General features: G+C 57.7%; 21 protein-coding genes, 1 tRNA gene and 3 pseudogenes. 6 read left to right on the top strand and 19 right to left on the bottom strand.

The window, feature by feature from the left end; genetic code table 11:
• Positions 1–2: 2 nt before the first annotated feature.
• Positions 3–959, bottom strand: coding sequence for an ROK family protein (locus tag D7X94_RS13520; RefSeq protein ID WP_120428200.1), 957 nt, complete (start codon positions 957–959; stop codon positions 3–5).
• Positions 960–1,152: 193 nt separating this feature from the next.
• On the opposite strand from D7X94_RS13520, the gene D7X94_RS13515 reads away from it, so the two are divergent.
• Positions 1,153–1,239 (top strand) — tRNA-Leu (locus D7X94_RS13515).
• Between the two features lie 264 nt (positions 1,240–1,503).
• Here the strand turns inward: D7X94_RS13515 and D7X94_RS19895 are convergent.
• The 4 genes and pseudogenes from D7X94_RS19895 to D7X94_RS13500 form a co-directional block, all read right to left on the bottom strand.
• Positions 1,504–1,823, bottom strand: a pseudogene (locus D7X94_RS19895) (IS30 family transposase); the annotation flags it as partial.
• A gap of 31 nt (positions 1,824–1,854) precedes the next feature.
• Positions 1,855–2,289, bottom strand: a complete 435-nt coding sequence (locus D7X94_RS13510; RefSeq protein ID WP_442857913.1) for an antirestriction protein ArdA — start codon at positions 2,287–2,289, stop codon at positions 1,855–1,857.
• 13 nt (positions 2,290–2,302) lie between these two features.
• A pseudogene (locus D7X94_RS13505) lies at positions 2,303–2,631 on the bottom strand (DUF7768 domain-containing protein).
• A 136-nt stretch (positions 2,632–2,767) separates the two neighbouring features.
• The gene (locus D7X94_RS13500; protein WP_158591029.1) at positions 2,768–3,568 is read right to left on the bottom strand and encodes an S-layer homology domain-containing protein; all 801 of its coding nucleotides are present in this window, start codon (positions 3,566–3,568) and stop codon (positions 2,768–2,770) included.
• Positions 3,569–3,587: 19 nt separating this feature from the next.
• Here D7X94_RS13500 and D7X94_RS18210 point away from each other — a divergent pair, with 19 nt between their 5' ends.
• Positions 3,588–4,064, top strand: a complete 477-nt coding sequence (locus D7X94_RS18210; protein WP_147401737.1) for a hypothetical protein — start codon at positions 3,588–3,590, stop codon at positions 4,062–4,064.
• Here the strand turns inward: D7X94_RS18210 and D7X94_RS13495 are convergent.
• A complete protein-coding gene (locus D7X94_RS13495) occupies positions 3,953–4,849 on the bottom strand; it encodes a clostripain-related cysteine peptidase (protein WP_120428198.1) in 897 nt (298 codons plus the stop codon). The two genes, D7X94_RS18210 and D7X94_RS13495, sit on opposite strands and share 112 nt — an antisense overlap.
• A gap of 17 nt (positions 4,850–4,866) precedes the next feature.
• On the bottom strand, positions 4,867–5,565 hold the full coding sequence (locus D7X94_RS19555) for a clostripain-related cysteine peptidase (RefSeq protein WP_120428197.1): 699 nt from the start codon (positions 5,563–5,565) through the stop codon (positions 4,867–4,869).
• Between the two features lie 275 nt (positions 5,566–5,840).
• Between D7X94_RS19555 and D7X94_RS13485 the strand changes: the two genes are divergently transcribed.
• The 4 genes from D7X94_RS13485 (at position 5,841) to D7X94_RS13470 (ending at position 10,183) form a co-directional block, all read left to right on the top strand.
• Positions 5,841–6,677, top strand: coding sequence for a hypothetical protein (locus D7X94_RS13485; RefSeq protein WP_120428196.1), 837 nt, complete (start codon positions 5,841–5,843; stop codon positions 6,675–6,677).
• A gap of 141 nt (positions 6,678–6,818) precedes the next feature.
• Positions 6,819–8,030: an S-layer homology domain-containing protein gene (locus tag D7X94_RS13480; RefSeq protein WP_120428195.1), complete on the top strand. Its 1,212-nt coding sequence runs from the start codon at positions 6,819–6,821 to the stop codon at positions 8,028–8,030.
• Between the two features lie 12 nt (positions 8,031–8,042).
• Positions 8,043–8,855 carry a hypothetical protein gene (locus tag D7X94_RS13475; protein ID WP_147401736.1) on the top strand — a complete coding sequence of 271 codons (813 nt, stop codon included), beginning with the start codon at positions 8,043–8,045 and terminating at the stop codon, positions 8,853–8,855.
• Between the two features lie 50 nt (positions 8,856–8,905).
• Positions 8,906–10,183 (top strand): hypothetical protein, encoded by a 1,278-nt coding sequence (locus D7X94_RS13470; protein WP_120428193.1) that lies wholly within the window; start codon positions 8,906–8,908, stop codon positions 10,181–10,183.
• Between the two features lie 65 nt (positions 10,184–10,248).
• On the opposite strand, the gene D7X94_RS13465 is transcribed toward D7X94_RS13470, so the two are convergent.
• From D7X94_RS13465 to D7X94_RS13405, 12 genes and pseudogenes are all read right to left on the bottom strand, one after another.
• Positions 10,249–12,168 carry an ATP-binding SpoIIE family protein phosphatase gene (locus D7X94_RS13465; protein ID WP_120428192.1) on the bottom strand — a complete coding sequence of 640 codons (1,920 nt, stop codon included), beginning with the start codon at positions 12,166–12,168 and terminating at the stop codon, positions 10,249–10,251.
• A 60-nt stretch (positions 12,169–12,228) separates the two neighbouring features.
• Positions 12,229–12,501 carry a hypothetical protein gene (locus D7X94_RS13460; RefSeq protein ID WP_120428191.1) on the bottom strand — a complete coding sequence of 91 codons (273 nt, stop codon included), beginning with the start codon at positions 12,499–12,501 and terminating at the stop codon, positions 12,229–12,231.
• Positions 12,502–12,511: 10 nt separating this feature from the next.
• Positions 12,512–13,423, bottom strand: a complete 912-nt coding sequence (locus tag D7X94_RS13455; RefSeq protein WP_120428190.1) for a LytTR family transcriptional regulator DNA-binding domain-containing protein — start codon at positions 13,421–13,423, stop codon at positions 12,512–12,514.
• A 32-nt stretch (positions 13,424–13,455) separates the two neighbouring features.
• Positions 13,456–13,641 carry a bacteriocin gene (locus D7X94_RS13450; RefSeq protein WP_120428189.1) on the bottom strand — a complete coding sequence of 62 codons (186 nt, stop codon included), beginning with the start codon at positions 13,639–13,641 and terminating at the stop codon, positions 13,456–13,458.
• Between the two features lie 250 nt (positions 13,642–13,891).
• Positions 13,892–14,479 carry an ATP-binding cassette domain-containing protein gene (locus tag D7X94_RS13445; RefSeq protein ID WP_158591028.1) on the bottom strand — a complete coding sequence of 196 codons (588 nt, stop codon included), beginning with the start codon at positions 14,477–14,479 and terminating at the stop codon, positions 13,892–13,894.
• On the bottom strand, positions 14,457–16,082 hold the full coding sequence (locus tag D7X94_RS13440) for an ABC transporter transmembrane domain-containing protein (RefSeq protein ID WP_120428187.1): 1,626 nt from the start codon (positions 16,080–16,082) through the stop codon (positions 14,457–14,459). Before D7X94_RS13440 ends, D7X94_RS13445 begins: the two co-directional genes overlap by 23 nt.
• Positions 16,083–16,118: 36 nt before the next feature.
• A complete protein-coding gene (locus tag D7X94_RS13435) occupies positions 16,119–18,296 on the bottom strand; it encodes a cysteine peptidase family C39 domain-containing protein (RefSeq protein ID WP_120428186.1) in 2,178 nt (725 codons plus the stop codon).
• Position 18,297: 1 nt separating this feature from the next.
• Complete coding sequence (locus D7X94_RS13430; protein WP_120428185.1) at positions 18,298–18,768, bottom strand: hypothetical protein; 471 nt, start codon at positions 18,766–18,768, stop codon at positions 18,298–18,300.
• Positions 18,769–18,792: 24 nt separating this feature from the next.
• Positions 18,793–18,903: a hypothetical protein gene (locus D7X94_RS19890; RefSeq protein ID WP_158591027.1), complete on the bottom strand. Its 111-nt coding sequence runs from the start codon at positions 18,901–18,903 to the stop codon at positions 18,793–18,795.
• Complete coding sequence (locus D7X94_RS13420) at positions 18,894–19,889, bottom strand: sensor histidine kinase (protein WP_147401735.1); 996 nt, start codon at positions 19,887–19,889, stop codon at positions 18,894–18,896. The genes D7X94_RS19890 and D7X94_RS13420 overlap by 10 nt, the downstream gene beginning before the upstream one ends.
• Before the next feature lie 165 nt (positions 19,890–20,054).
• The gene (locus D7X94_RS13410; protein ID WP_120428181.1) at positions 20,055–20,612 is read right to left on the bottom strand and encodes a LytR/AlgR family response regulator transcription factor; all 558 of its coding nucleotides are present in this window, start codon (positions 20,610–20,612) and stop codon (positions 20,055–20,057) included.
• 380 nt (positions 20,613–20,992) lie between these two features.
• A pseudogene (locus D7X94_RS13405) lies at positions 20,993–21,352 on the bottom strand (helicase); the annotation flags it as partial.
• Positions 21,353–21,728: the final 376 nt, after the last annotated feature.

Here is a 21,728-nt window from a genome sequence, read left to right as displayed (position 1 = left end):
TTTCAGCCTTCTTTCCCTAGCATGGCCGCGCCAATAATGCCCGCGTCGTTGCCCAGCTGAGCCTTGCAGATCTTCGTGGTGGCATCGGGGTTGTGGCCATACTGCTCCTTCTCCACGATCACCCGCACCGGCGCCAGCAGGCTCTCACCCTCGTTGCCCACGCCGCCGCCAACGCACAGAATATCAGGCTGGAAAATGTTGATGATATTGATCAGGCCCACGCTCAGATATTTCACATACTCGTCCACGATCTCCTTGCCCACTGGATCTCCCTGGCGCATGGCGTCAAAGGCAGTGCGACCGTTGACCTTATTGATATCCCCGCCCACAATAGTCCACAGAGGGGAATCCTTGGGAGCCTTTTCCATATGGATCTTGGTGGCCTTAATCAGCCCGGTGGCAGAGGCGTAAGACTCCCAGCAGCCCAGGCGTCCGCAGGTGCACGGCCAACCGTCCGCCACGATGACCATATGCCCCAACTCAGCGCCGGCAAAATTGCTGCCGGAATAGATCTTGCCCTCGATAATCACGCCGCCCCCTACTCCTGTGCCCAAGGTAATGGCGATGGCGTCTTTTGCTCCCTTTAAAGCTCCGGCCATGTATTCGCCGAAAGCCGCCGCGTTAGCGTCATTTTCCATGTAGACAGGCTTGCCGTCCAGACGCTCGGACAGCATCTTCTGCATGGGAGTGTTCCGGAAGGGCAGATTGTTGGCATACTCGATGATGCCAGTGGCCTTGTTCACCGTGCCTGGAGATCCCAGTCCGATCCACGGCACATCCGCCAAAGTGGCCCCGGCCTTTTCCAAAGCCTGCCGGGCCGTCGCGGCCATAGCATCGGCAATCTGCTCCGCGTTGTCCGTAGCAGTAGACGAGGTGGCCTTAGCGATAATCTCACACGCCTCATTTACAATTCCGACGGCAATATTCGTGCCGCCCAAGTCAATTCCTAGATAATACATAAAGCATACTCCTTCATAAAAATTGGGGCGCACCCCTTCTGGATTATAGTATACTATACTTTCTCTGTGAAAGCAAATATTTTCGCTTATGTTTTCAGAAAAATTTTGTAGAGATTTCGGAATGCCCATACTTGATTTTTTTTATCCGGCATGGTAAAATGTATATCATTAAATCGTTGTTGCCTTTCACTAAGCCGCCGTGGCGGAATTGGCAGACGCAAGGGACTTAAAATCCCTCGGTAGCAATACCATACCGGTTCGAGCCCGGTCGGCGGCACCATATTTGCATACCCTAGGGTCCCTGTTCACACAAGCGGTCGTACGCGTCTTTGCCATTTTCTACGCCAAAAGTCAAGATTAAATTACAAAAAAGTTTAAAAAATTTTCCCGACTTATGAAAAGCGGGGGTTCCGGCGCGTTCGGAATCCCCGCTTTTGTGCAAAAAGACAACAGAAAACCAAACCGAGCGTTCTTCTCGCTTCTGGTTCTGCTTCCTTTATGTTCAGTTATTCGGGGGCTATGTTATGTACCGCTCGAAAGGCATTTACGGCATTACCCATCCCGGTATCCGCTGCGGGTAGTTCGCCAGCCACTCTTCTACTTCCGCAACCTTCGCCGCCGTCACTTCATCAAAGCTTGTCCTTTTGGGAAGAAACGCCGGATAATGCGGTTCATGTGCTCATTGCTTCCCCGTTCGTATGCAGAATACGGGTGGCAATAATAACTCTTTGTGCGGGGCTTCCGCGCCCGCTTTGACCGCTCCATTCCGGCGCAATCCTGAAATTCGCTTCCGTTGTCAACCGTTATTGACCTGAACACTTGCCGGAACCCTGCGCCCATCCTCCGCTCTATACGGTCAAGCCCGTATGCCTCATAGTCAAAGTAGTCTTTCAGCTCAGCGGAGATCGGCAAGTCCTCCGCATAGTAGCGGCCCAAATCGTCCTCGCTTTTCCATATCCGGGTAAAATTCAAAGCTGTCCAGATTTTCCGCAAGGTTGACGATATCCGCCACGTTGGAGGTATGCGTCCCGATATGGAGCGCAGCCTCGAATTTTTCGATCTCACCTTGGGGGAGCTCCAAGAGCAGGCAGGCCAGATGGTTCAGCTCGTCCAGATTTTCATACTCGCCCAGATAGTCATTGAGCTCCAACACATCGCCATCAAAGCGGGTGATAAAAAATTCCTCGTAGCGTATACCGTCCACGCCGATATTTTTTAACAGCGCCTCCACCGCCTGGGGACTGGTGGGGAATTTCAGTATTTCCCCCACCAGCTCGCCCTCGTTATATTTCCCCAGGTTGGTGATGTACGCCTCGAACAGCGCGGCCACGTCAGCGGCGGCCCTAGCCCTTGACGGTCAAAATGCCCTCAAGGGTGGTGGCGGTGATGCCCAGCCGCTGGGCCACGGCGATGTCGTTTTTCATGGACTCGGTGACGGTATGCCCGCACACCACCAGCATCCGGGAGCGCCGGAGCAGGTCGCGCCCAATGTCGATGCTGTTCTTATGCTCCTCGGGAACCGCGTCGTTGAGGAAAAGGGGCAGGAACTGGGCCGGACAGATGGAGCAAAACCCGCATCGTAAACCGCCCGGCAATACTGCGCGGCAACCTCCGCGTTTTCCGTGCTACCGCCATACCAAGCGGCGGTGAGGTAAGCAAGGGGTCGTTTTATAGTCGTTTACAGCCAGCTCCCCAAAATCGTAAATACAAGCACAGAGGCCATCATTACAAGTATGCCCAGGAAAGCGCTGAAAACTTTTCTCATGTTATGCCCTCTCCTGGGCTTCATTTGTCGAAACAGCTATCTTCTATCTCCCCTCAAAATAGTTCATCATAATCTGTGCGGTCTCGCTCCGCTTGGCATAGCCTTTTGGATCGAGCCTGCCGTTTTTCCCGTGGAGGATTCCCTGCTCCACGGCCCAGCGCATGGCTGTTTGGGCGTACTCGCTGACCTGTGCCGCATCCGGGAAATCCAAGGCCAGGTTGGGGTCTTTCAAATTCTTGTTGTTGATTTTTTCCCAGCGCCAGAGCATGACGGCCATCTGTTCCCAGGTGATGGGGTCCCCGGGGCCGAACCTGCCGTCCCCATAGCCGCCGGTGATGCCCGTCTCCGCCGTATAGCACACCGCGTCGTAGTACCAGGCACCGGGCTTCACGTCCGTGAATCCGGCCTTGGAGGCTTTGGGCATTCCCTGGGCCTGATAGACGATCTGGGCGAACTGGGCCCGGGTGAGCGTATCCTGTGGCTGGAACCTGCCGCCGCCCACGCCGCTCATAAGCTGGTTCTTCCGGACGTACTCCACCGCCTCGTAGTACCACTCTCCCTTGGGCACGTCGGAGAAGGCCCCGCTGGCCCCTGGGGCGGAGATGACGGAGAAATACCCGAACGCGTCGGTCTCAAACAGCAGATAGCTTTTATCCCCCTCACTTATGATGGGGAGCACTTCCACCTGGGTAAAGCCGCTGCCGTCCGGGCCGTAACGGTACACCTGGAAGGTATCGGGGGCGGCCTTGCCGCTGAGTTGGAGCTTGAGAATCACCGTTCCGTCCTCCGCGATGGGGATGGAGCGGATCTCTCCCCCGCCGGCCGCCTGCTCCAGGAACTTCACGCTGTAGCAGGCGGCTCTCGTGGCCTGGGGATTCTTCTCCTTTGCCAGCGCCAGGGCCTTTTCGTGCAATACCTATACAAAGTTTGAAGGCGGAAAACTGGGCGAGACCTATCTTCTGGGCTCCACCACCGCGGCGGAGGACTGGGATGCCGGCCGCTTTACCGAACAGTTTGACGGCTTCTGGTATACCCTGAACGGGCAGCTTGTCTCAGCGGAGCTCCAGAGCCAGGGGCCTTATGAGGTGCTGGCAGTACCTGCCTATATCGAAGGGGAAGAGGAGCTCTGCGTCATTACGGCCTTGCGGATGGCCAGTGTGCCGGAATCAACCTTCTATATCATGGGCTACACCATCGTCTCCCCCGGGGAGGGGGGGTCTACACGCACCTATTCCCCCCAGGGCAACTTCACCTTCCAGCCTGTGCTGACCGGCTTTGACCTTGTCATGACGAACTCCATAGATTTCAGTGAAAACGCGTCGTCCAGATCCGCTATCTGAAGGACATAGTGTCCGGCCTCCGGATCGTATTCTGTGGACATACCGCCCACAAAGGAGCGCAGCTGGCCGGCCCTGAGCAGAACGCTGATCAGGTAGGAGGTGTAGTAATCGCTGAGGCCAAAGGTCCGGTAGAGGGAGACGCAGTTCAAAAGCTGTTCGGCGCTGGTGGTGCCTAAGGCGGTTTTGCTGGTGGGATAGAAGAAGGCCATCCCTAGGCAGCGGTCGTGGCTGGCGCCCGTGCCCCGGTAGACCACCGCCGGGTTCTCGCCGCCTACCTCGCCCACATAGTCCTCCGGCTCTGTGCCGGGAGAGGTCCCCAGCACGTCCAGCACCCCCTGGGCGGCGGGCACGTAGGGCAAAAGGCCGTTGGCAAAGTCGTACAGATCCAAAAGTCCGTAGTCGTCCATCATATGCTGCACCTTCTCCGACATCCGGGAGACCTTGGCGAAAAGCTGATCGTTATGCACCAAAAGGTTCAGCTCAAAAGCCATCTCGTTAAAGGCGGCGGCCAAATCCTCCATGCGCGAGAGGTCGACCAGGGCCAGAGTTTCGTCGTTGACCTGGCTCCACTCGCTCTCCTCATTCATGTTGCCCGCGTAGGTATCCACAATCACCCGGCCCAGGTCATCCGCCTCCAGGGTGGAGGTCTCGTCCCCATCGGAATACTCCTCCTCCAGGGCGTTCAGCCACTGGTAGTCCCAGCCGGGGGCGGGCTCGGTCTGCTCCGAGGCCACCATATAATCGCAGTAGGGAGAGAACACATAGGCGGTCTCCAGGTTGTTCATCAGACAGGCGTCAAAGCCTAGCAGCTCCAGCTTTTCACCCCCCCCCGGGCGGTTTGCAGGCCACGCAGCGCCGCGTCCAGCTCCGCAAGGCTCAGGATATCCCCGGTATAGCCGTCCAGGGCCACGCCCATCAGGGGTCCGCCGCCGTGGTTCCAGAAGCTCAGCATCATTCGCTCCGCCGGAGCCAAACTCAGGCAGTCCTCCAGGAAAGCCCCCAGGGTCTTGGGGTCGCCCATGTTCATGTTCCTCTGATAGTCCTTCACCAGCACCATTTCTTTGTCTGTTATCTCATATAGCTGCGTGCTGACGTTGGAGGGCTTTTTATAGGCGGGCGTCCCGGCCCCCAGGTCCTCTGGGTCCCACTGGCGGGTGCCGCCGGTCATCACCAGCAGTTTCACGTTTTCGGGGATATCCGCCTCGATCATCTGCAGGATGTTCTGGGTGGCAAAGCTCCCCCTTTCTTCCAGATCCGTTCCGCAGACGTACAGGCAGATGGTCCAGTCGCAGGCGGGCTGGGCCGCATATTTCTCTATCGCCTCCATCTGGCTGGTAATTTCGATTTCCTCCAGGCCTTCCTCCGGCAACAGGCTTTGCAGAAGGGCTAGACCGGCCTGTCCTTCAGAGCTGCCCGGCTCCGCCGCCAAGGCGGCCGGCGGAAGTGCCGTCAGAAGCATCAGAACCGCCAAGAGAATGGGGATAAAGTGTTTGCGCGTCATGGATGAATCCTCCTCACAATAGGTTCCCGTCCAAACATATTCCCAGAGAAATTCAATGGGCGTTTTGGGGGGATTTTATGCAAATTTTAGCATAGCGATTTATGCTAAGTCAACGAAATAAGACCAATGCATCATAAGTGTTGCTGAAACTAAAAGATAGGTAAAACCCCAAAATCTCCGGCTTTTGTTCTTTAGAGAAAGTCAATGGGCGGCGGCTTGCATTTCCCTGCCCGAGCCGCTATAATCGAAAAAAACATCTGAAGGAGTTTTTTGTTATGGACAATATTGTGGATAAGCAGCGTAACAGGCTGAGAAAGAAGGAGTTGGTGATTATCGGCCTTATGGCGGCGGTACTTGCCGTAAACCTGACCCGGGAGCGGCAGAAGGCCGATGCTTTGAAAACCTATCCCGCAGTCCTCTCCCAGGAAGAGTTTGAGGCGGCTTTGCAGGGAGAACCAGAGGTCTATCTGGTGGAGGAGGCTCCCTATACCGCCTCCGGCCCTGCCGGGGACCCTTTTGGCATCCTATCAGGGGAGTACGCGGCTCTAGTTTACAACGGGGAAGTATATGAGGACGGCATATTCCTGTTCGATGAGGACAGCATCCTGCCCATACCCGGAGGGTGGCAGCAGGCGGATGAATCCCGCAAAGCGGCAGCCTCGTCCATTTTTGTCTACGGCGTTCCCCTGGCGGATCTTGCCAGATGCGGGCTTTTTCCTCAGAAAGAGGTCAGCCTGGAGGAGACCTGCATGGAGGAAGCGCGAGAAAGCATGGACGACGGGTATTATTACCCGGAAGGAAGAGGCAACCGGGACAATAACCGGCGCTATACCCTAAAGGGAGCTGGGATGAAGGGAACCCTTACCTTTGTGTCCACGCTGGGAAACGGCCAGGTGGCGCCCCAGGCCTTGAATGGGGAACCTGCCGCCCTGGTTTTTGACGGCGGGGCAGAGAGCCTTGCGGAAGCTCTGAGTCAAAAGGAGACCGGGGATATTTCCACCATGCTGCTGTGCGGGGGCGTGGGAGAGTTCCTGCTGGCGGGGCTGCTGGCAGCTTCTATAGGTAGGCGGAAGAATAGCACGGGGAGGTCCAGGTCCCGGCCGGGCTCATAAGGGCATAATCATCTGGCAGCGGAATGTGTATTTTCATGGGCTGATTTTATGCGTTGGTCCGGATTCGTTGACAGAGGGAATCCCAGGTTGATATACTTTTAATGGAGTATGATCGATAAAATATAAGCGAGGAGGTCAATTATGTTTCAAAAGCACAAGCGAATCACGGCGCTCATTCTGGTGATAACCCTGATGCTCACTTCCATGCCACTGAGCGCCTTTGCTCAGGAAGGACAGGCAGAGCGGGCTGGCCGTTTTCGGGATGTTCCCGAGGACGCCTGGTACTATGAGGATGTGGCCAGCGCCGCCCAGGCCGGAATCTTTTCCGGTATAGGCGGCGGGCGGTTCAATCCCGACGGTTATATGACCCGGGCTATGGCAGTCACGGTCATCGGCCATTTGGATAAAGTTGACCCGGACAAGTACCAGGGCTTGGGCGGTTTCCGGGACGTGCCCTATGGCGCCTGGTACAGCCCATATGTGGTTTGGGCAGCGGAGAACCACATTGCCGCCGGCGTGGGCGGAAACAGGTTCAGCCCTGAAGGCAAGGTAACTCGGGAAGCGTTTGCGGCTATGCTGGTTCGATACCTTGACTATGCCGGCGTCACTCCTCAGCAGGTTTCCGGCGTTAAGCTGCCGGAGGACATAAGCGCTGCTTCCTCCTGGGCCAGGGACTCTGTCATCACCCTGTGGTATGCGGGGCTGATGAAGGGGAATAACGGCAAGGTTGACCCTAAAGGCACGGTAAGCCGTGCTCAGGGCGCGGCGTTGCTTGTGCGGGTGATGGAGTATCTGGAAGAGCAGGCGGCAACTGAGAAAACGCCTACGAGTCTGACACATAATGCCGCTGTGGAAAATGAGGTCGAACCCGATTTTTCAATAGCAATTGTCAGCAGCGCCTTGGATTTATCCGCCGCCAATATTATGGGGCTCATCTCCGCCTATGATGGCAGCGACGGCATGGAAAAGGAAGATTTCCTCACGATAACCGGCGGCACTGGACGCTATACTGTTTCAGCCAAGGACCCTGAAGGCTTTGCTCTGGGCTGCTCTTATGAAATATTCCTTGAGGATGACCGGCTCACCTTTGAGGGCGAGGAGGTCGATGTTCGGGAATTCCATTTTACCACTCGACACCCGCAGGAGGTCATGGATCTGCGGCTGAACGACGGCATCCTCTGCATCTCGCACGACGCTGTGGACAACGTGACAATAAACGGTAAGCAGGTGGATTCCCCCATCATTTCCCTGTTTCCTGTGGGAGACAAAGCACCTACCATCGGCAGCGATGATATTGGTAGCGTAACAGGCAGCTTCTCCTACGCCCCCAACAACCGGGAGGAGGCCCCCTAGGTAGGCGATGTGGTGGCCCTGTACGATGGTCTGCATCCGGACGAGCGCACGGTACAGGAAGAGGACGATGACAAGCATAGTAACATCTCTTATGTGACCATTACGAAAGTGGACGAGGCAAATTCTACCTACCATTTTGAAAACGCGGACACAGCAGACGTGGTCTTTATACCGGACACGCTGCCTGTGGCAAAGACAGCCATAGAGGATGTGGGGGACCATACCATCAAGGTTGCGAAAAAGGATATGGACTATAGCGGGGCCCAGTATTCCGAAATGGGCTTGAGCGCCGATAGCATTGTGCAGGCGGACGACTTCCTGGCCTTTTATGAGGGCGAGTTCGGTTCCAGCGGCACGCAGATCACTGGCTATGACCGCATCATGGCTGTAGAAGAGGAGAACGGCGCATATATTATCGCTTACGCGGACACCACCAAGGAAGAGATGGAGGACGCCATGTCCCTGTTCGATTCAGACGAGGTGGATGGCGACACTTTGCTGGACGGTGTTGACGAGGGCGCTGTGGTGCAGAGTATCCAGCGGCAGGTAGAGGAGAGCGGCTTTTCCCGTGAGGTGGGCTACCAAACTGCCCTGCTGGCCCTGGAAACCGATACGGTTAAGAAGGCTGCGGCCGATGCCGGGGTAGACCTGGACCAGTGTCAGCTGGTGGATGAAGATGGCAACCCCTTGTTCGACGACGCAGAGGACACAAACGACAAGACAAGGGAGTGGCATAAGCAGTATTCTACTACCTGGAAATACCATGTAGACGTAAATCTTTATAAACAGGCCCCCATCTGGGCAAAGGCATCGGCGCCGCTCTGACGGTCTCTGTCACCATACGCATCCCCTTGGACCAGATAGGCTATGAGTGTTTGCAGATCGAAATGTCCAGCACCCTGCAGCAGGAGATGAAGCTGGATCTGGTGACCAAGGGCAAGGCGGAATGGAGCTATGCGCTGGGGTTCATCCCCTATATCTCCGACTACAAGGTCAAGCTCAACGCCAACATCCAGGACTATACCGACATCACCTTCGACATAGCGGCCCTGAATACAAAGGATGACGATATCGTCTCTACCCAGACGATAGACGAGGAGATGAAGGAGCTTCTGAATAGCCGGAACGGAAAGGATCTGACCGACCGGCTGGTGGAGCGTTACCGGGCTCTGATCCATGAGAAAAAGCAGTGGCACAACCTCTTCAGCGCCAACATCTGCAACCCCAGCATGACCGTGGCCCTGCTGTTTAACCTGTACCTGGACGTAGACTTTGTAATGGACGGCTATATGAACCTGGCCCTGGGGGCGGACTTTACCTATCAGTGCGCCAACCAGTACAGCTATGACATCTCGTTGTTCGGGCGCAAGGCGGAAAACCATGCCCACAAGCTTTCCAGAGAGAAAATCGACTTTGAGTTCTATGTGCTGGGTAAAATGGGCATCCGCGCAGGACTAAAGATGGAATTCGGCGTCGCCCTGATCTGTAAAGAGCTGGCCAAGGTCTCCATTGACATACAGGGCGGGCCATACATAGAGCTGACAGGATTCTTTGCCTGTTCGCTGGAGCAAAATAAATCCTCCGAAACAGGCCAGCAGCCGCTGACGGACTACTCCTGCGACTACTGGGGCGGTATTAACCTGGAGGCCGGGGCCTATTTGGAGATCACTTTCGAGGCTGAGGCCTTTGCGGGTATTGCCTCCTCCAGCATGACGCTGTACGAAAAGGAATGGCCCCTATGGTCCTATAGCACTGACAGCGCGGTAATCGTTATGGACATTGGCTGGAAGGGCATGCCCGACAAGATCACCTTAAAGGGGCGGGCGAACAATATCTTTGACCTGAAGGAACAGGCGCTCGGCGTTCTGACCATTGGCTTGGGGGGAAGCCACGGAGACACGGGAATGATGTACCCCCAGTGGATGCCGTTGGATGATATGGTATCGGTGTCATGCACTGGTGATTTCTTTTATGACACCCAGCTGGGGGAGAAAAGGGCTATGGCAGGCATGGCATCTCTTCTGCGAGGCTACGCAAACGGTCAGCTGATCCTCACATTCGTCCCCCCGAAAGAGGACTCCCCATATGCCAAATTCAAGCCCTGCTCCAATAAGCCAGTCACACACGTCATTGATCTTGAGTGGACGGCCTAAGCGTTCATGAATACAGCATAAAGAGAGGGATGGCGGAAATGCCGTCTCTCTTTGCTATATATACATTAAACTCCCCAAGTTTTTTCCAGGGTCAGTCGGTTGCGCCCCGCTTCCCGGCAGTATTCCACCCGGTCCATGGTCCGGCGGACAATGAGGATGCCCAGCCCGCCCGGTTCCCGCTCCTCCGCAGGAATGCCGGTGTCCGGTTCCGGCTGGGCGGTGGGGTCATAGGGTACGCCGTCGTCCAAAAACCACAGCTGGCAGGATCCTTGGGAGGCCTCACAGCCTATCTCCACGGCAGACGCGCCACTATACCGGGCAATATTGGAGAAAACCTCGTCTACGGCTACGCCCAGCTGGGCCAGCGCTTTCGGCGGCGCGTCCCCCAGGGCCTTCCCCACAAAGGCTTCGGCCTCCTCCAAAGCGGACAAATCGGCGGGAAGCCGCAGGGATTTTCCTGCTGAGGTCAGGCCATGAAAGGCCAGGGCCAGCATGGTCATATCATCAGCCTGGGGCGCGCTGCCCGCAAAGGCGTCTACTCTGGCCTGCACAGCCTCACAGATGGCCTGACAGCTCTCTCCACCTTTTTCTTCTAGCACCTGCAGAAGCCGGGGAGTACCGAACAGATCCAGCGCCCCGTTGGCGGCCTCCGTCACGCCGTCGGTGTAGAGGAACAGAGCGTCCCCCAGAGAAAGTGAGAGCTCCTGGGGCCGGTAGACCGTGCCCGGCAGGCCGCCCAGCACAAAGCCCGGACGGCCCCTGACCAGCTGGGCTTTTCCGCCGGCCCCCAGCAGTACCGGGGGATTATGCGCCGCATTGGCGTAGCGCACTCGACCGGAATCCAGTTCCAGCACGCCCATCCAGGCGGTGACGAACATCCCCGTGTCATTGTCCGCGCACAGCCGTTGGTTGGCCTGGGTAAAGACAGCCTCCGGCGGCAGGCCGCTTTCGGCCAGGCCCCGCAGCAGGGTCTTTACGGTCATCATGAACATGGCCGCCGGAATGCCCTTGTCGGAGACGTCGGCAATGAGGAAAGCCAGGCGGTTTTCATCCAGCAGGGTGAAGTCGTAGAAGTCGCCGCCCACCTCCTTGGCCGCCCGCATAGAGGCGAAAAGGCCGAACTCCCGGCGGTGGGGGTAAGGGGGAAACACCCGAGGCAGAGCCGAGCACTGTATGGCTTTGGCGTATTCCAGCTCCTGGGACAGCCGGGCCGCCGCCTCAGCTATATATGCCTTTAGGCGAGCCACAGTGGCGTTGATGCCCTGGGACAACAAGGTAAATTCTTGGCAGCCGCCTACCTCTACTGTCACATCCAGGTCACCTTCTGTAATCTGTTCCAGGGCATGGCCGGTCTCCTGGATACTTTTTACAATGTGGGTGCGCACCAGTCGGGAAATCAGCAAAAACACGGCGGCAAAAACCAGCGCCCCGGAAACGGCCGTCAAGTACAGAGAGGCATCCCGGTTGACAAAGACCTCCCGCCATGGCAGCGCGGCCAGAATGTAGTAGCCCTCCGACCGGTCACAGAGGCAGCAGTGCCCCTTCCCATAGACGGGCAGAGAAAAGGAGCCCTGCCCTTGGGCGTCCGGCCAGGGGGGGCCGCTCTCCAGGGCCTTGCCGCCCCGGTCCTCTTCGCCGCTGACGATCTCCCCGTCCTCCCGGATGATAAAGACGAAGCCGGTCTCCCCCACATGGCGGTTGCTGGTGACGCCAGCCATGAGGTAGCCCAGGCAGAGGCTGAACATCTCCTCGTCGTAGCCCACCTGCAAAAAACCGCCCCAGGGCAAAGAAAGGCCCGCATACTTGCGGCTGGCGCCCCCCAAGGCGATCTCTCCGTATTCCTGGGCAAAGGCCTGGGTCTGCCCATCCAGGAGTATCAAAAAGTCCCGGGACTGCTCCCCCTGATCCATGTGGTACCCAATGAAGTCCGGGTTGGTGCTGTAGGTGATAACGCCGCTCTCATCAACGACGTTCCCCTCGGACACGCTATAGGTCTCGCACAGCCGTTTCAGCAGGGCGTTCCGCTCCCCCTCCGGGGTGGCGTCTCAGACCTTCTGCATGTCGGCGGATACCCACTGGGCGGCGTTGATCAGGGTACGGTCTGATTGATCCCGGATCTCCTGGCGCACGTCCTCCAGGTTTAGGGCCATGAGTTTCTCAGCGTTCTGCACACAGAGTCTGGTCTGCAAAACCAGAAATAACAGGGAGATCAGGAAAAAGGCGGCGGCTACCACCAGCCCCAGCCTCCGCTGAAAAATCGCCAAAACAGACGGCAGTCCGGTACGCTCCCGGTCCTTAGTTAAATGGAAGGGCCGCATCTGGTCCTCCTTATTCTATGGAGAGGATATCGGTGAAGCCCGTTATCTCCAGAACCTCCATCACAGCCTCGTTGGCGCCGCGCACTAACATCTCCCCGCTGCCCAGAGCTTTTCGAGCTGCAAGCAATACCCTGAGCCCCGCCGAGGAGAGGTACTGAAGCTCCGTTAAGTCCAGCACCAAGCGCTCCTTCACCTCCTTATAGGTGTGAAAGGGTACCGGAAGTGTCTCGCCGGTGATAATCTTCACCTCATACCGGCGAATAGCCATCACATATTTGCTGTTGACCGAATAGCAGCGGTGAATATGGCAGAAACACCTGGGCAGCAGCCGGCGCATGGCAGTGATGCTCAGGCCGCACTCTATGACCTGGTCCACGCAGTGCAGCAAAGTCTTACTCCGAAGACTCTCCACATACAGCAGAGAAGACGCCGGGAGAAAAATCGTGCTTCCCTCGCTGGGCACGGCTAATTTTTGGTTCTGGGAGGTCTCCAGCAGCACGTCCAGCACTGCCTGATATGCGGAAGAGCGGGATGCCCGAGCCGCAGAGCCGTGGTGCAAAAATTCATAGTCAGCGTGCAATAGTATTAGTTTTGTATCGCCGCCTATCAGTTGGAACAGCAGAGAATAACGGGCCATAATGGCGGCACTGTCCCTGCCCAGGGTGACCTGGGCCGTTACAGCCTCGCAGCGGGAGGTGATGGGCAGGCGGGTGTACTCGTCCAGAAGGACCCTGCTGCTGTGTGACTTCAGCCGAGAAAGGCGCTGCCGGATGGCCTCCTCGCCCACGATGGTGCGCTCGCCGGTCCCCAGCCACAAGCTTTTCGAGCACAGCCGCGAAAACCAGGGCTCAGGGTTGCCGTTATAGTATTCCCTGATAAGCTGCCGAGCAATTTCCACAGTGTCCTCCAGTCTCTCCGCCATTCCCCCGTTCCTCTGGCAGGCGGCGCTGGAGCTTACGGCTTTTTCGGGTCGTGCCCGGTTTTGCCGAACTCGTGGCGCAGGTAGGCCTCCTGGCCGGAGAGCCCGCCCGAATACGCGCTGGGGGCGGGGCGGCCGCCCGCGACCTGCTCCAGCTCTTCCTCTGTCAGTACCTTCTTGTCGTTCTCTGGGATCGTGGTGGGATTTTTCTTCTCGTTCATGGTGATGCTCCTTTCAGAATAGAAATGATATTATTAGAGTGGATTTTGGCCTCCGGCGGTTCAGGGGTTCCACCCCTGAAAACTCCGCAACCTTTGAAAAGGTTGACGAAACTTTTACGATTGTTCGGTTAGCTTGTCAAAACACATAAAACCTTCACGACGAGCAAAGCGAGGAGTGGGTAAAAGTTTTTGATCAAACTTTTTTCAAAAAGTTTGTGGGGTTTGGGGTGAAACCCCAAGGTCTTAGAGTTTACTGTACGGCCTGCTGGCGCTCCACCAGCCGGGCGAAGGTTCCGCCCCTCCGGATAAGCTCCTCATAGCCGCCGTCCTCCATGATTTTACCGTCTTTCAGCACCAGAATTCGAGTGGCTTGGCGTATGGTGGAGAGCCGGTGGGCCACTACCACCCGGGTGCAGTTCAGGCGGTCCAGGGACTGGGAGACCTGCTTCTGGGTGAGATTGTCCAGGGCGGAGGTTGCCTCGTCAAAAAAGAGAAGCTTCGGCCTGGGGGCAATGGCCCGGGCAATCAAGATCCGCTGGCGCTGCCCGCCGGAAACGCCCCCAGCCCCTTCGGAGACCAGGGTCTGCATCCCCATAGGCATTTGGCGGATTTCATCGGCGATGCCCGCCATCTCTGCCGCGGCCCAGGCCTCCTCCATGGTGAGCCCCGGGGCGCATAGGGCGATGTTCTGGTAGATGTCCCCGGCAAAGAGCTTGCCGTCCTGCATCACCACGCCGATATTCCGGCGCAGGCTGGACAGGTCCAGGGTGCTCATATCCTTCCCGTCGTAATAGACCGCGCCCTTGCGGGGGCGCTCAAAGCCCAGCAGCAGCCACATCAGGGTGGATTTCCCGCACCCGGCCCCCCCCCCCCCCCACCAGGGCCACATACTCCCCCGGGCGGATTTTCAGGGAGAGGTCGTTAAGGACCCAGGGCGCTTTCTCCCCATACTGGAACGAGACGTGGCTCATCTCTATACTGCCGGATAGCTTCTCCACCCGCTTCTTCCCGGGGTCAAATTCCGGCACTGTGGTGAGAACGGGGGTCAGCAGGCTCATCAGGGGCTTGATCTGCACAAAGCTTTCCACCGAGTCCATCAGTGTGGAAAAAGCCCCGGACACCACGCCGTAGGAGGCAATGAAGGCAAAGTAATCCCCCACCGCTACCTGGGTTTTCACCGCAAAGAACCACAGCGCCGCCGTACCCGCCAGGGGCAGCCACTGGCAGACCGCCTGAGCCAGCCGAAGGGTAAGAGGCGGGTCATAGCGAACCTTTGCCACCGGGATATAGGCCCCTGCCCATTTGGAAAACGCGCGCTTTTCTGCCCCGGCCAGCTTCAATTTTTGTATTCCCATCATCAGGCCGTAGGCCAGGCCCGACTCTCTGGACTGCCGCTCCATAGCCTTTCGGGCCAGCTTCAGCCTCACGGCCATGCCCAGAAGGGACGCCGCGCCAGTTGCCAGTAGCACCAGCAGGCCAGGGATCACCAGCCCGGGAGCGAAGCCGGCCATCTGCCCCAGGTAGAACAGGGCGGTAAGCCCCCCAGAGAGCACGGTGTTCAGGGTGCTAGAGCAGAGCTCTCCCATGCGTTCCAGGCGGCTCTGAAGCTCCCCCGCGCTGTGGGACTGGAAAAAACTGGGGCGCAGCGCCAGCAACCGGGCCATACCCGCCGCCTGCATTGCCGCCCCGGCCTTGCCAGAAATGCGTCCGAGAGTCAAATACTTGTATGTACCCAGCAGCACACCGGCAAACCCCGCGCACAGCAGGAACACTCCCGTAGACATCAAGGCACGGAGGCTGCCGTACAAAGACGCCTCGGTGTAAAGGACGTCGTGCAGCCACGGGGGCAGCAGCCCCACCAAGGACACCGCCAGGGTCGCCAGCACAAACAGGAGCCAGTCACCTATGCCCACCGAGTCTATAGCATAGGCCGCAAGGTCTTTTAGCCCGATTTCTCGCTGGGGAAGGGGCTTGTAAAAGCACAGGGCCTCTTCCGCCAAGAGAGAGCAGGTGCGCCTTGTGATCTTTTCGCGCCTGCCCGTGTCCGGGTCAAAAAAGTCGTAGCCTCCCAGCGGGCGGGGAATGAGAGCAATCACTTTACCGCTTTCCTCATCCAAGCCGGCCCGCCTGCCCAGCATGGCGCCCCACGCATTTCTGTGCCACTTGCCCTCTGACTTCACCTTGCGCCAAAGAAACCCTCTGGAGCCCAGTTCTTCCTCCAGCTGCCGAGACACTGTCCTCTCATGGGAGGCCTGTAAAAAGGGCAATCCGTAAAACTTTAAAATTTCCCCCACTGCCTGCCGGGACTGCTGGCTCTGGTCCCGCAACAATGCGGCCAGCTGTTTATTCATTACTACATCCGCCATGCCGGAAAAGGCCCCGCTGAACGCCTCCTGATCCTTTTTGGCACGCAGGCGGATCTGTTCGTCAAACCAGCCCAAAAACACACCTCCTCTCAATCAAATCAATCTCAGCGTTCAGTCGCTTTGCACCAAACGCCTATACAGCCCTTCCTCTGCCAGCAGCTGCTCATGGCTCCCCCGCTGGACCACAGCTCCTCGTTCTAGCACAAGGATCTCGTCACAGCCTATAATAGAGGAGAGCCTGTGGGCCGCGGCCACGCAAGTGACCCCCCGGTCCCATATGGCGCTGACCACCTGGGCTTCGGTATCGGCGTCCAGGGCGGAGGTGGCCTCGTCCATCAAAACGATGGTGGGATCTCCCGCCAAGACCCGGGCAATCTCCAGGCGCTGTCGCTGCCCGCCGGAGAGGTTCCTGCCTCCCGCCGTCAGCATACAGCGGTAGCCGCCCTCCCGGGTGACGATATCCTCATGAAGCATGGCGTCCCTGGCCGCGAGGATCACCTCGAAGTCCTCGATGGTCTCATCCCACATACGGATGTTGCTCTCCAGGGTATCCTCAAAAATGCTGATGTCCTGGTCCACCACAGAGAGAGACCCGGTAAATACCGGGCGTGGAATCTCCGCGATGGGCCTGCCGTCAAAGAGAATCTCCCCGCTCCAGGGCTTGTAGAGACCGGCAGTGAGCTTGAGGATGGTGGACTTACCGCAGCCCGACGGGCCCACCAGAGCCACCCGGCGTCCAGGCTCTATGGTGAGGTCAAAGTGTTCCAGCAGGGGCTTGCTCTGGGGAGAGTAGCCGAAGGTGACGTTTTTGAACTCAATGCGGCCGGAAAGTTTTTCCAGGCTCTCCTCCCCCAAGTCTCCGTCCTCATATTCCACGTCCACGGGATATTCCATCACATCCTGGATGCGCTCCATGTCCGTGCGCATTTCCTGGAGGACTCGGGTGCTCTCCACCAGCTGGGAAGCCGGAGACATGAATGAGGACAAAAGCCCGCTGAAAGCTGTAATCATGCCCACAGTCCACTGCCCTTGGGAGCAGAGCCAGGCCCCGCCCACCAGGGTGACGGTGTTCAGCAGGGCATACAGCGCCCGGGGCAGCATCCCTAAATAGGCACTTTTTTCCAGCAGCTCGGCCTCTTCCCCCATGACCTGTGCCTGATGCCCTGCCCAGCTGGCAAAAAAAGCCTGCTCGGCCCCAGCGGCCTTGATGGTATCCATCATCTCAATGCCGGACACCGTCATGCCGGAGAGCTTTCCCTGGTCCCGGGAGAGTACCCGTATGCGGTCCGCCCTGACCCGGGCGATCAGCCGGGAGGTCACAAGGTTCAGCAGCACCGAGAGAACTCCCGCCAGACTGAGGACAAGGCTGTAGCGCAGCATCACCGCCAAGTAGAACACCATCATGGCCCCCTGCAAAAACAGAGGAGCTAAAATAGACACCAGGGTTTTAACCACAGCCTTATTGTTCTGCTTTCTGGCCAGCACATCCCCGGCCATGCGCTGGGAGAAAAACTCTATTGGCAGGCGCAGAAGATGCCACATATAACTGCTGTTGGAGAGGATGGCAAGCTTACCTTCGGTTCGGCGGCTATAGCTTTGGCTTAACCACATGGCTGCGGCCTCCAGGGCCAAAAGTCCCGCCACTCCCAGAAAAAAGGGCGCCATCCATCCGGGATCCTTCCCAGTAAGGAGTCTGTCAGTAAAGGCTCGGGTAAATCCCAGGGTGATCAGGCCGGTTAGGGCGGTAATCACAGCCGACACCGCCGTCAACGCAAAGGGCTCCCGGGAGCCGGTAAGCTTTTCTTTTATAAACCCCCAAAGACTCCTCCGGCAGCCGCCGGGGGCGAAATCCAGGCCCGGGGCAAATTCCAGACAGATGCCGGTGAAGGATCGATCGAAATCCTCCATGGGCACCCGGCGCGCGCCGCTGTCCGGGTCGTTAATCAGGGCATACCCTCCCTGAAAACCCAAGAGCACCACAAAGTGGTTGAAGTTCCAGTGGAGGACACAGGGAAAACTGCCCCGCTGCCGCAGGTCCTCCGGCTCCATGCGCAACCCCTGCCCCATAAGCCCATAGGCCTGCCCGGCTCGCAAAAGGTTCTTGGCGTTGGAGCCGTCCCGGGAGACGCCGCAGGCGGTGCGGAGTTCTTCCAATGTGACAAACCGGCCGTAATAGGCAAGAACCATAGAAAGGCAGGCCGCGCCGCACTCGCAGGTCTCCAGCTGCAGGATGGCCGGAACACTTGCCCTGCCCGGGGCCTTTACTGGCTTTTTATTTATCCCGCCCATATCAGCCCACCACAAAGGAGATGGGCCGAAAGCTCTCTACCACCAGGCTGGCCGGATAGATGCCGTCTTGCAGGCCCTCTACCTCGGCCTCTACCATCCTGCAGTCCTCCTCCGGGTCCAGGCCGGAGAGCTGCAGCAGATAGGGCTCCAAGTCATGATGGGACGCCTCCTTCGATACCGCCCGAATAATCCCCTTCTGCCCGGCGATCTCAATGGTCATGCCCGGGGTCAGCCGCTGGGCGTCCTCGTCTGAGAGGGGGCAGAGGGCCACCTCCCCGCTGACCCGGGCCCCAGTGGAAACCGTGCTCTCAATGGTTCCGAATACGCCCCAGATCAGCATCCCCGCCAGCAGCAGGAGCAGCGCGAAAAGAACGAACCATGCCTGCGGGCTTACCACGCGAATATAGCCGCTGAGCTTTGCGGGGCTGTTGAGTCTTTCCAGGCTGGATTTTCGGAAAATCTCTTCTCTCATTGCCTTTCTCTCCTTAGATTGTGCCTAAACTGTCTTTTCGGTTTTTACGCAGTTTAACAGGACGCGCGCGGTAAACTCCCCGTCTTTGCGGATAAACTGGGCGCTGCCGCCGTACTTCTCGGCGATCAGGGCCACGCTGCGCAGTCCCAGACCCCTTCGGCCGTCCTCCTACCGGAGGAGAACGCCTCCCATCCGGAGAAGCCCTCCATGTCCGGCATGGGGCCGCAGGCGTTTCGGATCCGGATCAGCAGCACCACTCCGGATGGCATGATCTCCACAGACAGCCTTCGCTCCTCCGGCGGCAGAACGCGCACTGCCTCCAGAGCGTTCTCCAGGCAGTTTCCCAGAAGCACGGTGATGTCCGTGGCATCCACGCCGCTGCCCTTTGGCAGGGATGCCCGGCACTCCACCGCGACTCCCGCCTCCCGGGCCTGACTGAGGTAGTACTCCAGAACGCTGTCCACCACCGGGTCTCCGCTGGATTTCTGCTTCTCCAACTGGTCATACACCGTGCCGTACTGCTTGAGGTATTCCGCGATCTCCTCCTGCTTCCCCTGGGCGTTCAGGGCGGAGAGGGCGTTCAGATGGTGGCGCATATCGTGGCGCAGGCGGCGGGTCTCCTCTATGGCCCGGCTGAGCTGCCGGTACTGCACCTGCCACACGGCCAGCTCCTGGGCGGTCTCCGCCTGCCTGCGCACCGTGGCGATCTCCTGGAAGAAGGTGTAGTAGGTGAGCATCTCGGCCAGAGTGATGGAGAGGAAGGAGACGGTGGCGAAGGGCTGGCGGAAATAGGGCATCCAGTGGGAGACAAAGCAGAACAGCAGGAACATGACGCAGATATAGAGAAGTCCCCGCCGGGCCTCCTGCGTGCTGAGCAGGGGCAGACTCCCCTGCAGGGTGCGGCGGGAGAAGAGCCATACCAGGGGCCAGGTAACGGCCGTGACCCCCAGGATCGTGAAAAAAACGTAGGCATTCCCCGCCTCGGTATACACAATCTCGTTGATATAGCGCTCCTGGTCCCCGATGAGCAGGGCGGACAGGTTGCTGGCCAGCATCTGGACTGCGGCGTAATGGATCACCATGCCCGCCATCATCAGCTTGTGGAGGGCCGGGGCCTTCACAATCCAGGCCCGCGCAGCCCAAAAGGAAATACCCCGTAAAGGCCAGCAGGCAGTTCCGCCGCCGGAACCGCAGGGCGCCGTCCCCAAAGGGGGCGTACATCAGCGGCACCAGGGGGATGGTCTGGGCCCAGACCATCAGGAGAAGCATGGGGCTTAACAGGCGGCTCATGGCAGATCCTCCTCCATCTGGCTCATTTTCCGGAACATGAACTCGTGATACCGGGCCTGCACCTTGGACCGCTCCCGGCGGCTGACGGGCAGGCATTCCCCTGTTGTCAGGTGGCAGCCGGAGCCGCCTAGATATAGCAGGCTGTTCAGGTTGACGATGCAGCCCCGGGAGACCAGGGTGAAGTCCCACTCTTCCCCCAGCTGTTCCACCGCCTGATGGAAAGGAGCAGCCACCCACTCCCGGCAGGAGAGCAGGTACAGCTGGACGCCCCGGTCTAGGCTAGTCAGGTAGCGGATCTGCCCCAGGGGGAACCGGCGGCTCTCTCCGCGACCGGTAAGCTGCAGGCAGCGGGAGACTTCGAAATTTGGGGTGCGGAGCCGCCGTAAAAGCTCCTGGGCGCTTTCCACTGTCAAGGGCTTTACAAGATAGTGCAGGGCTTCCAGGGCGAAGGCGTCCACGGCAAAGTCTCGGCTGGAGGTAAGGAACGCCAGGGGCAGTCCGGGCATAGCCTGGCGCATACGGCGGGCGGTTTCCATGCCGTTTAGCCCTTTCATATATATATATCAAGAATCACCAGGTCCGGCGGGGGGCCTTACACGACCACCCGTACTGCCTCCTCACCGGAAGTACAGGTGGAAACAGAGAGGTCAACGGCCAAGGGCTGGGCCGCATCCCGAAGGATCCTTTCTATATCTTCCAGCTCACGCCGCTGGTCGTCGCAGAGAATGATGCGCATACTCGCTCTCCCGTTGTTAATTATGAAATCGGACGCCGGTATCGCTCCGGTGTTGGTAAATCTTTCGTTTCGTTTGAAAAAACAGACATTCATACAGGTACAATTATAGGTTATCCCAAGAAAACACGCAATACCGCCCATGTAGTGTTTTGACCGCTCGCGTACATTTTGCCCATGAATGTGAATAGCAGGACATGGAATCAATTCTTTTGTCTGTGCGATTTTCTTCGGGTAGTATTTGATTATCTTGCCCTCCAGAGCGTATTTCTCGGAGAGATAGCTGGATTTTAAGAGCCGCAGCTTTGATACCTGAATGTCTAAATCCATCTTTTCCTTAATATACAGGTTGCCTGTCGCAAGCATTTTTATCTCGGCGTAGCTGAGCGCCGTTTCGTCTATATCCTCACAGGAGCGCACAGGAGATTTGCTCGTCATTATCTGACCTGCAAACTTCTGTTTTCCCTCCACAAGCTGATACAAGTATGCGTCAAAGGTATCCTCTGTAACATAGCGGTAGAGGTGTCCCTTCGGATTTTCGTTGCCCTGTCTGACTAACTTTTCACGGCGGTCGGGATCATTCCAAATCCAATCCTTAAAGCCCTGCTTTGCCTGTGCAATCTGCGTTTGGCTGTATTATTAAAGCAGCTCGTGAAAGCGCCGGGATTACCATAGAAGCGTTAGCCGATAAAGCGTGTAGCTTCCGCCTCATCAGGCAATGATTGGTCTATAATCATATGATCTATCATTTCTTTTTCCATTAGCATTTTCATTTCTCCTGTCCGTTTATTGTCCAGTAGCTTTCATGTAAGCGAAAAATAGATACGAACCTACGCAAGAAAAGAAGAAGGCGGTATAATGAAGGGGGGATGAAGAAAAACGGAGGATATAAGGAATGGGAACAGAGCACAAATGCCAGTGGTGTGGGAAAGAGTTT

The sequence above is a fragment of the Acutalibacter sp. 1XD8-33 genome (genome assembly GCF_003612555.1).
Taxonomy (GTDB): Bacteria; Bacillota; Clostridia; order Oscillospirales; family Acutalibacteraceae; genus Acutalibacter.
This window is presented reverse-complemented; position numbering and strand designations above follow the sequence as displayed.

Coding starts and splice junctions, on each gene's coding strand:
- D7X94_RS13520 (WP_120428200.1), bottom strand. CDS start 959: ATGTATTATCTAGGAATTGACTTGGGCGGCACGAATATTGCCGTCGGA.
- D7X94_RS13495 (WP_120428198.1), bottom strand. CDS start 4,849: ATGAACAACCTGGAGACCGCCTATGTGTTCTCTCCCTACTGCGATTAT.
- D7X94_RS19555 (WP_120428197.1), bottom strand. CDS start 5,565: ATGACGCGCAAACACTTTATCCCCATTCTCTTGGCGGTTCTGATGCTT.
- D7X94_RS13485 (WP_120428196.1), top strand. CDS start 5,841: ATGGACAATATTGTGGATAAGCAGCGTAACAGGCTGAGAAAGAAGGAG.
- D7X94_RS13480 (WP_120428195.1), top strand. CDS start 6,819: ATGTTTCAAAAGCACAAGCGAATCACGGCGCTCATTCTGGTGATAACC.
- D7X94_RS13460 (WP_120428191.1), bottom strand. CDS start 12,501: ATGCGGCCCTTCCATTTAACTAAGGACCGGGAGCGTACCGGACTGCCG.
- D7X94_RS13455 (WP_120428190.1), bottom strand. CDS start 13,423: ATGGCGGAGAGACTGGAGGACACTGTGGAAATTGCTCGGCAGCTTATC.
- D7X94_RS13450 (WP_120428189.1), bottom strand. CDS start 13,641: ATGAACGAGAAGAAAAATCCCACCACGATCCCAGAGAACGACAAGAAG.
- D7X94_RS13445 (WP_158591028.1), bottom strand. CDS start 14,479: ATGTGGCTGCTGCTGGGCTTTGAGCGCCCCCGCAAGGGCGCGGTCTAT.
- D7X94_RS13435 (WP_120428186.1), bottom strand. CDS start 18,296: ATGGGCGGGATAAATAAAAAGCCAGTAAAGGCCCCGGGCAGGGCAAGT.
- D7X94_RS13430 (WP_120428185.1), bottom strand. CDS start 18,768: ATGAGAGAAGAGATTTTCCGAAAATCCAGCCTGGAAAGACTCAACAGC.
- D7X94_RS13410 (WP_120428181.1), bottom strand. CDS start 20,612: ATGAAAGGGCTAAACGGCATGGAAACCGCCCGCCGTATGCGCCAGGCT.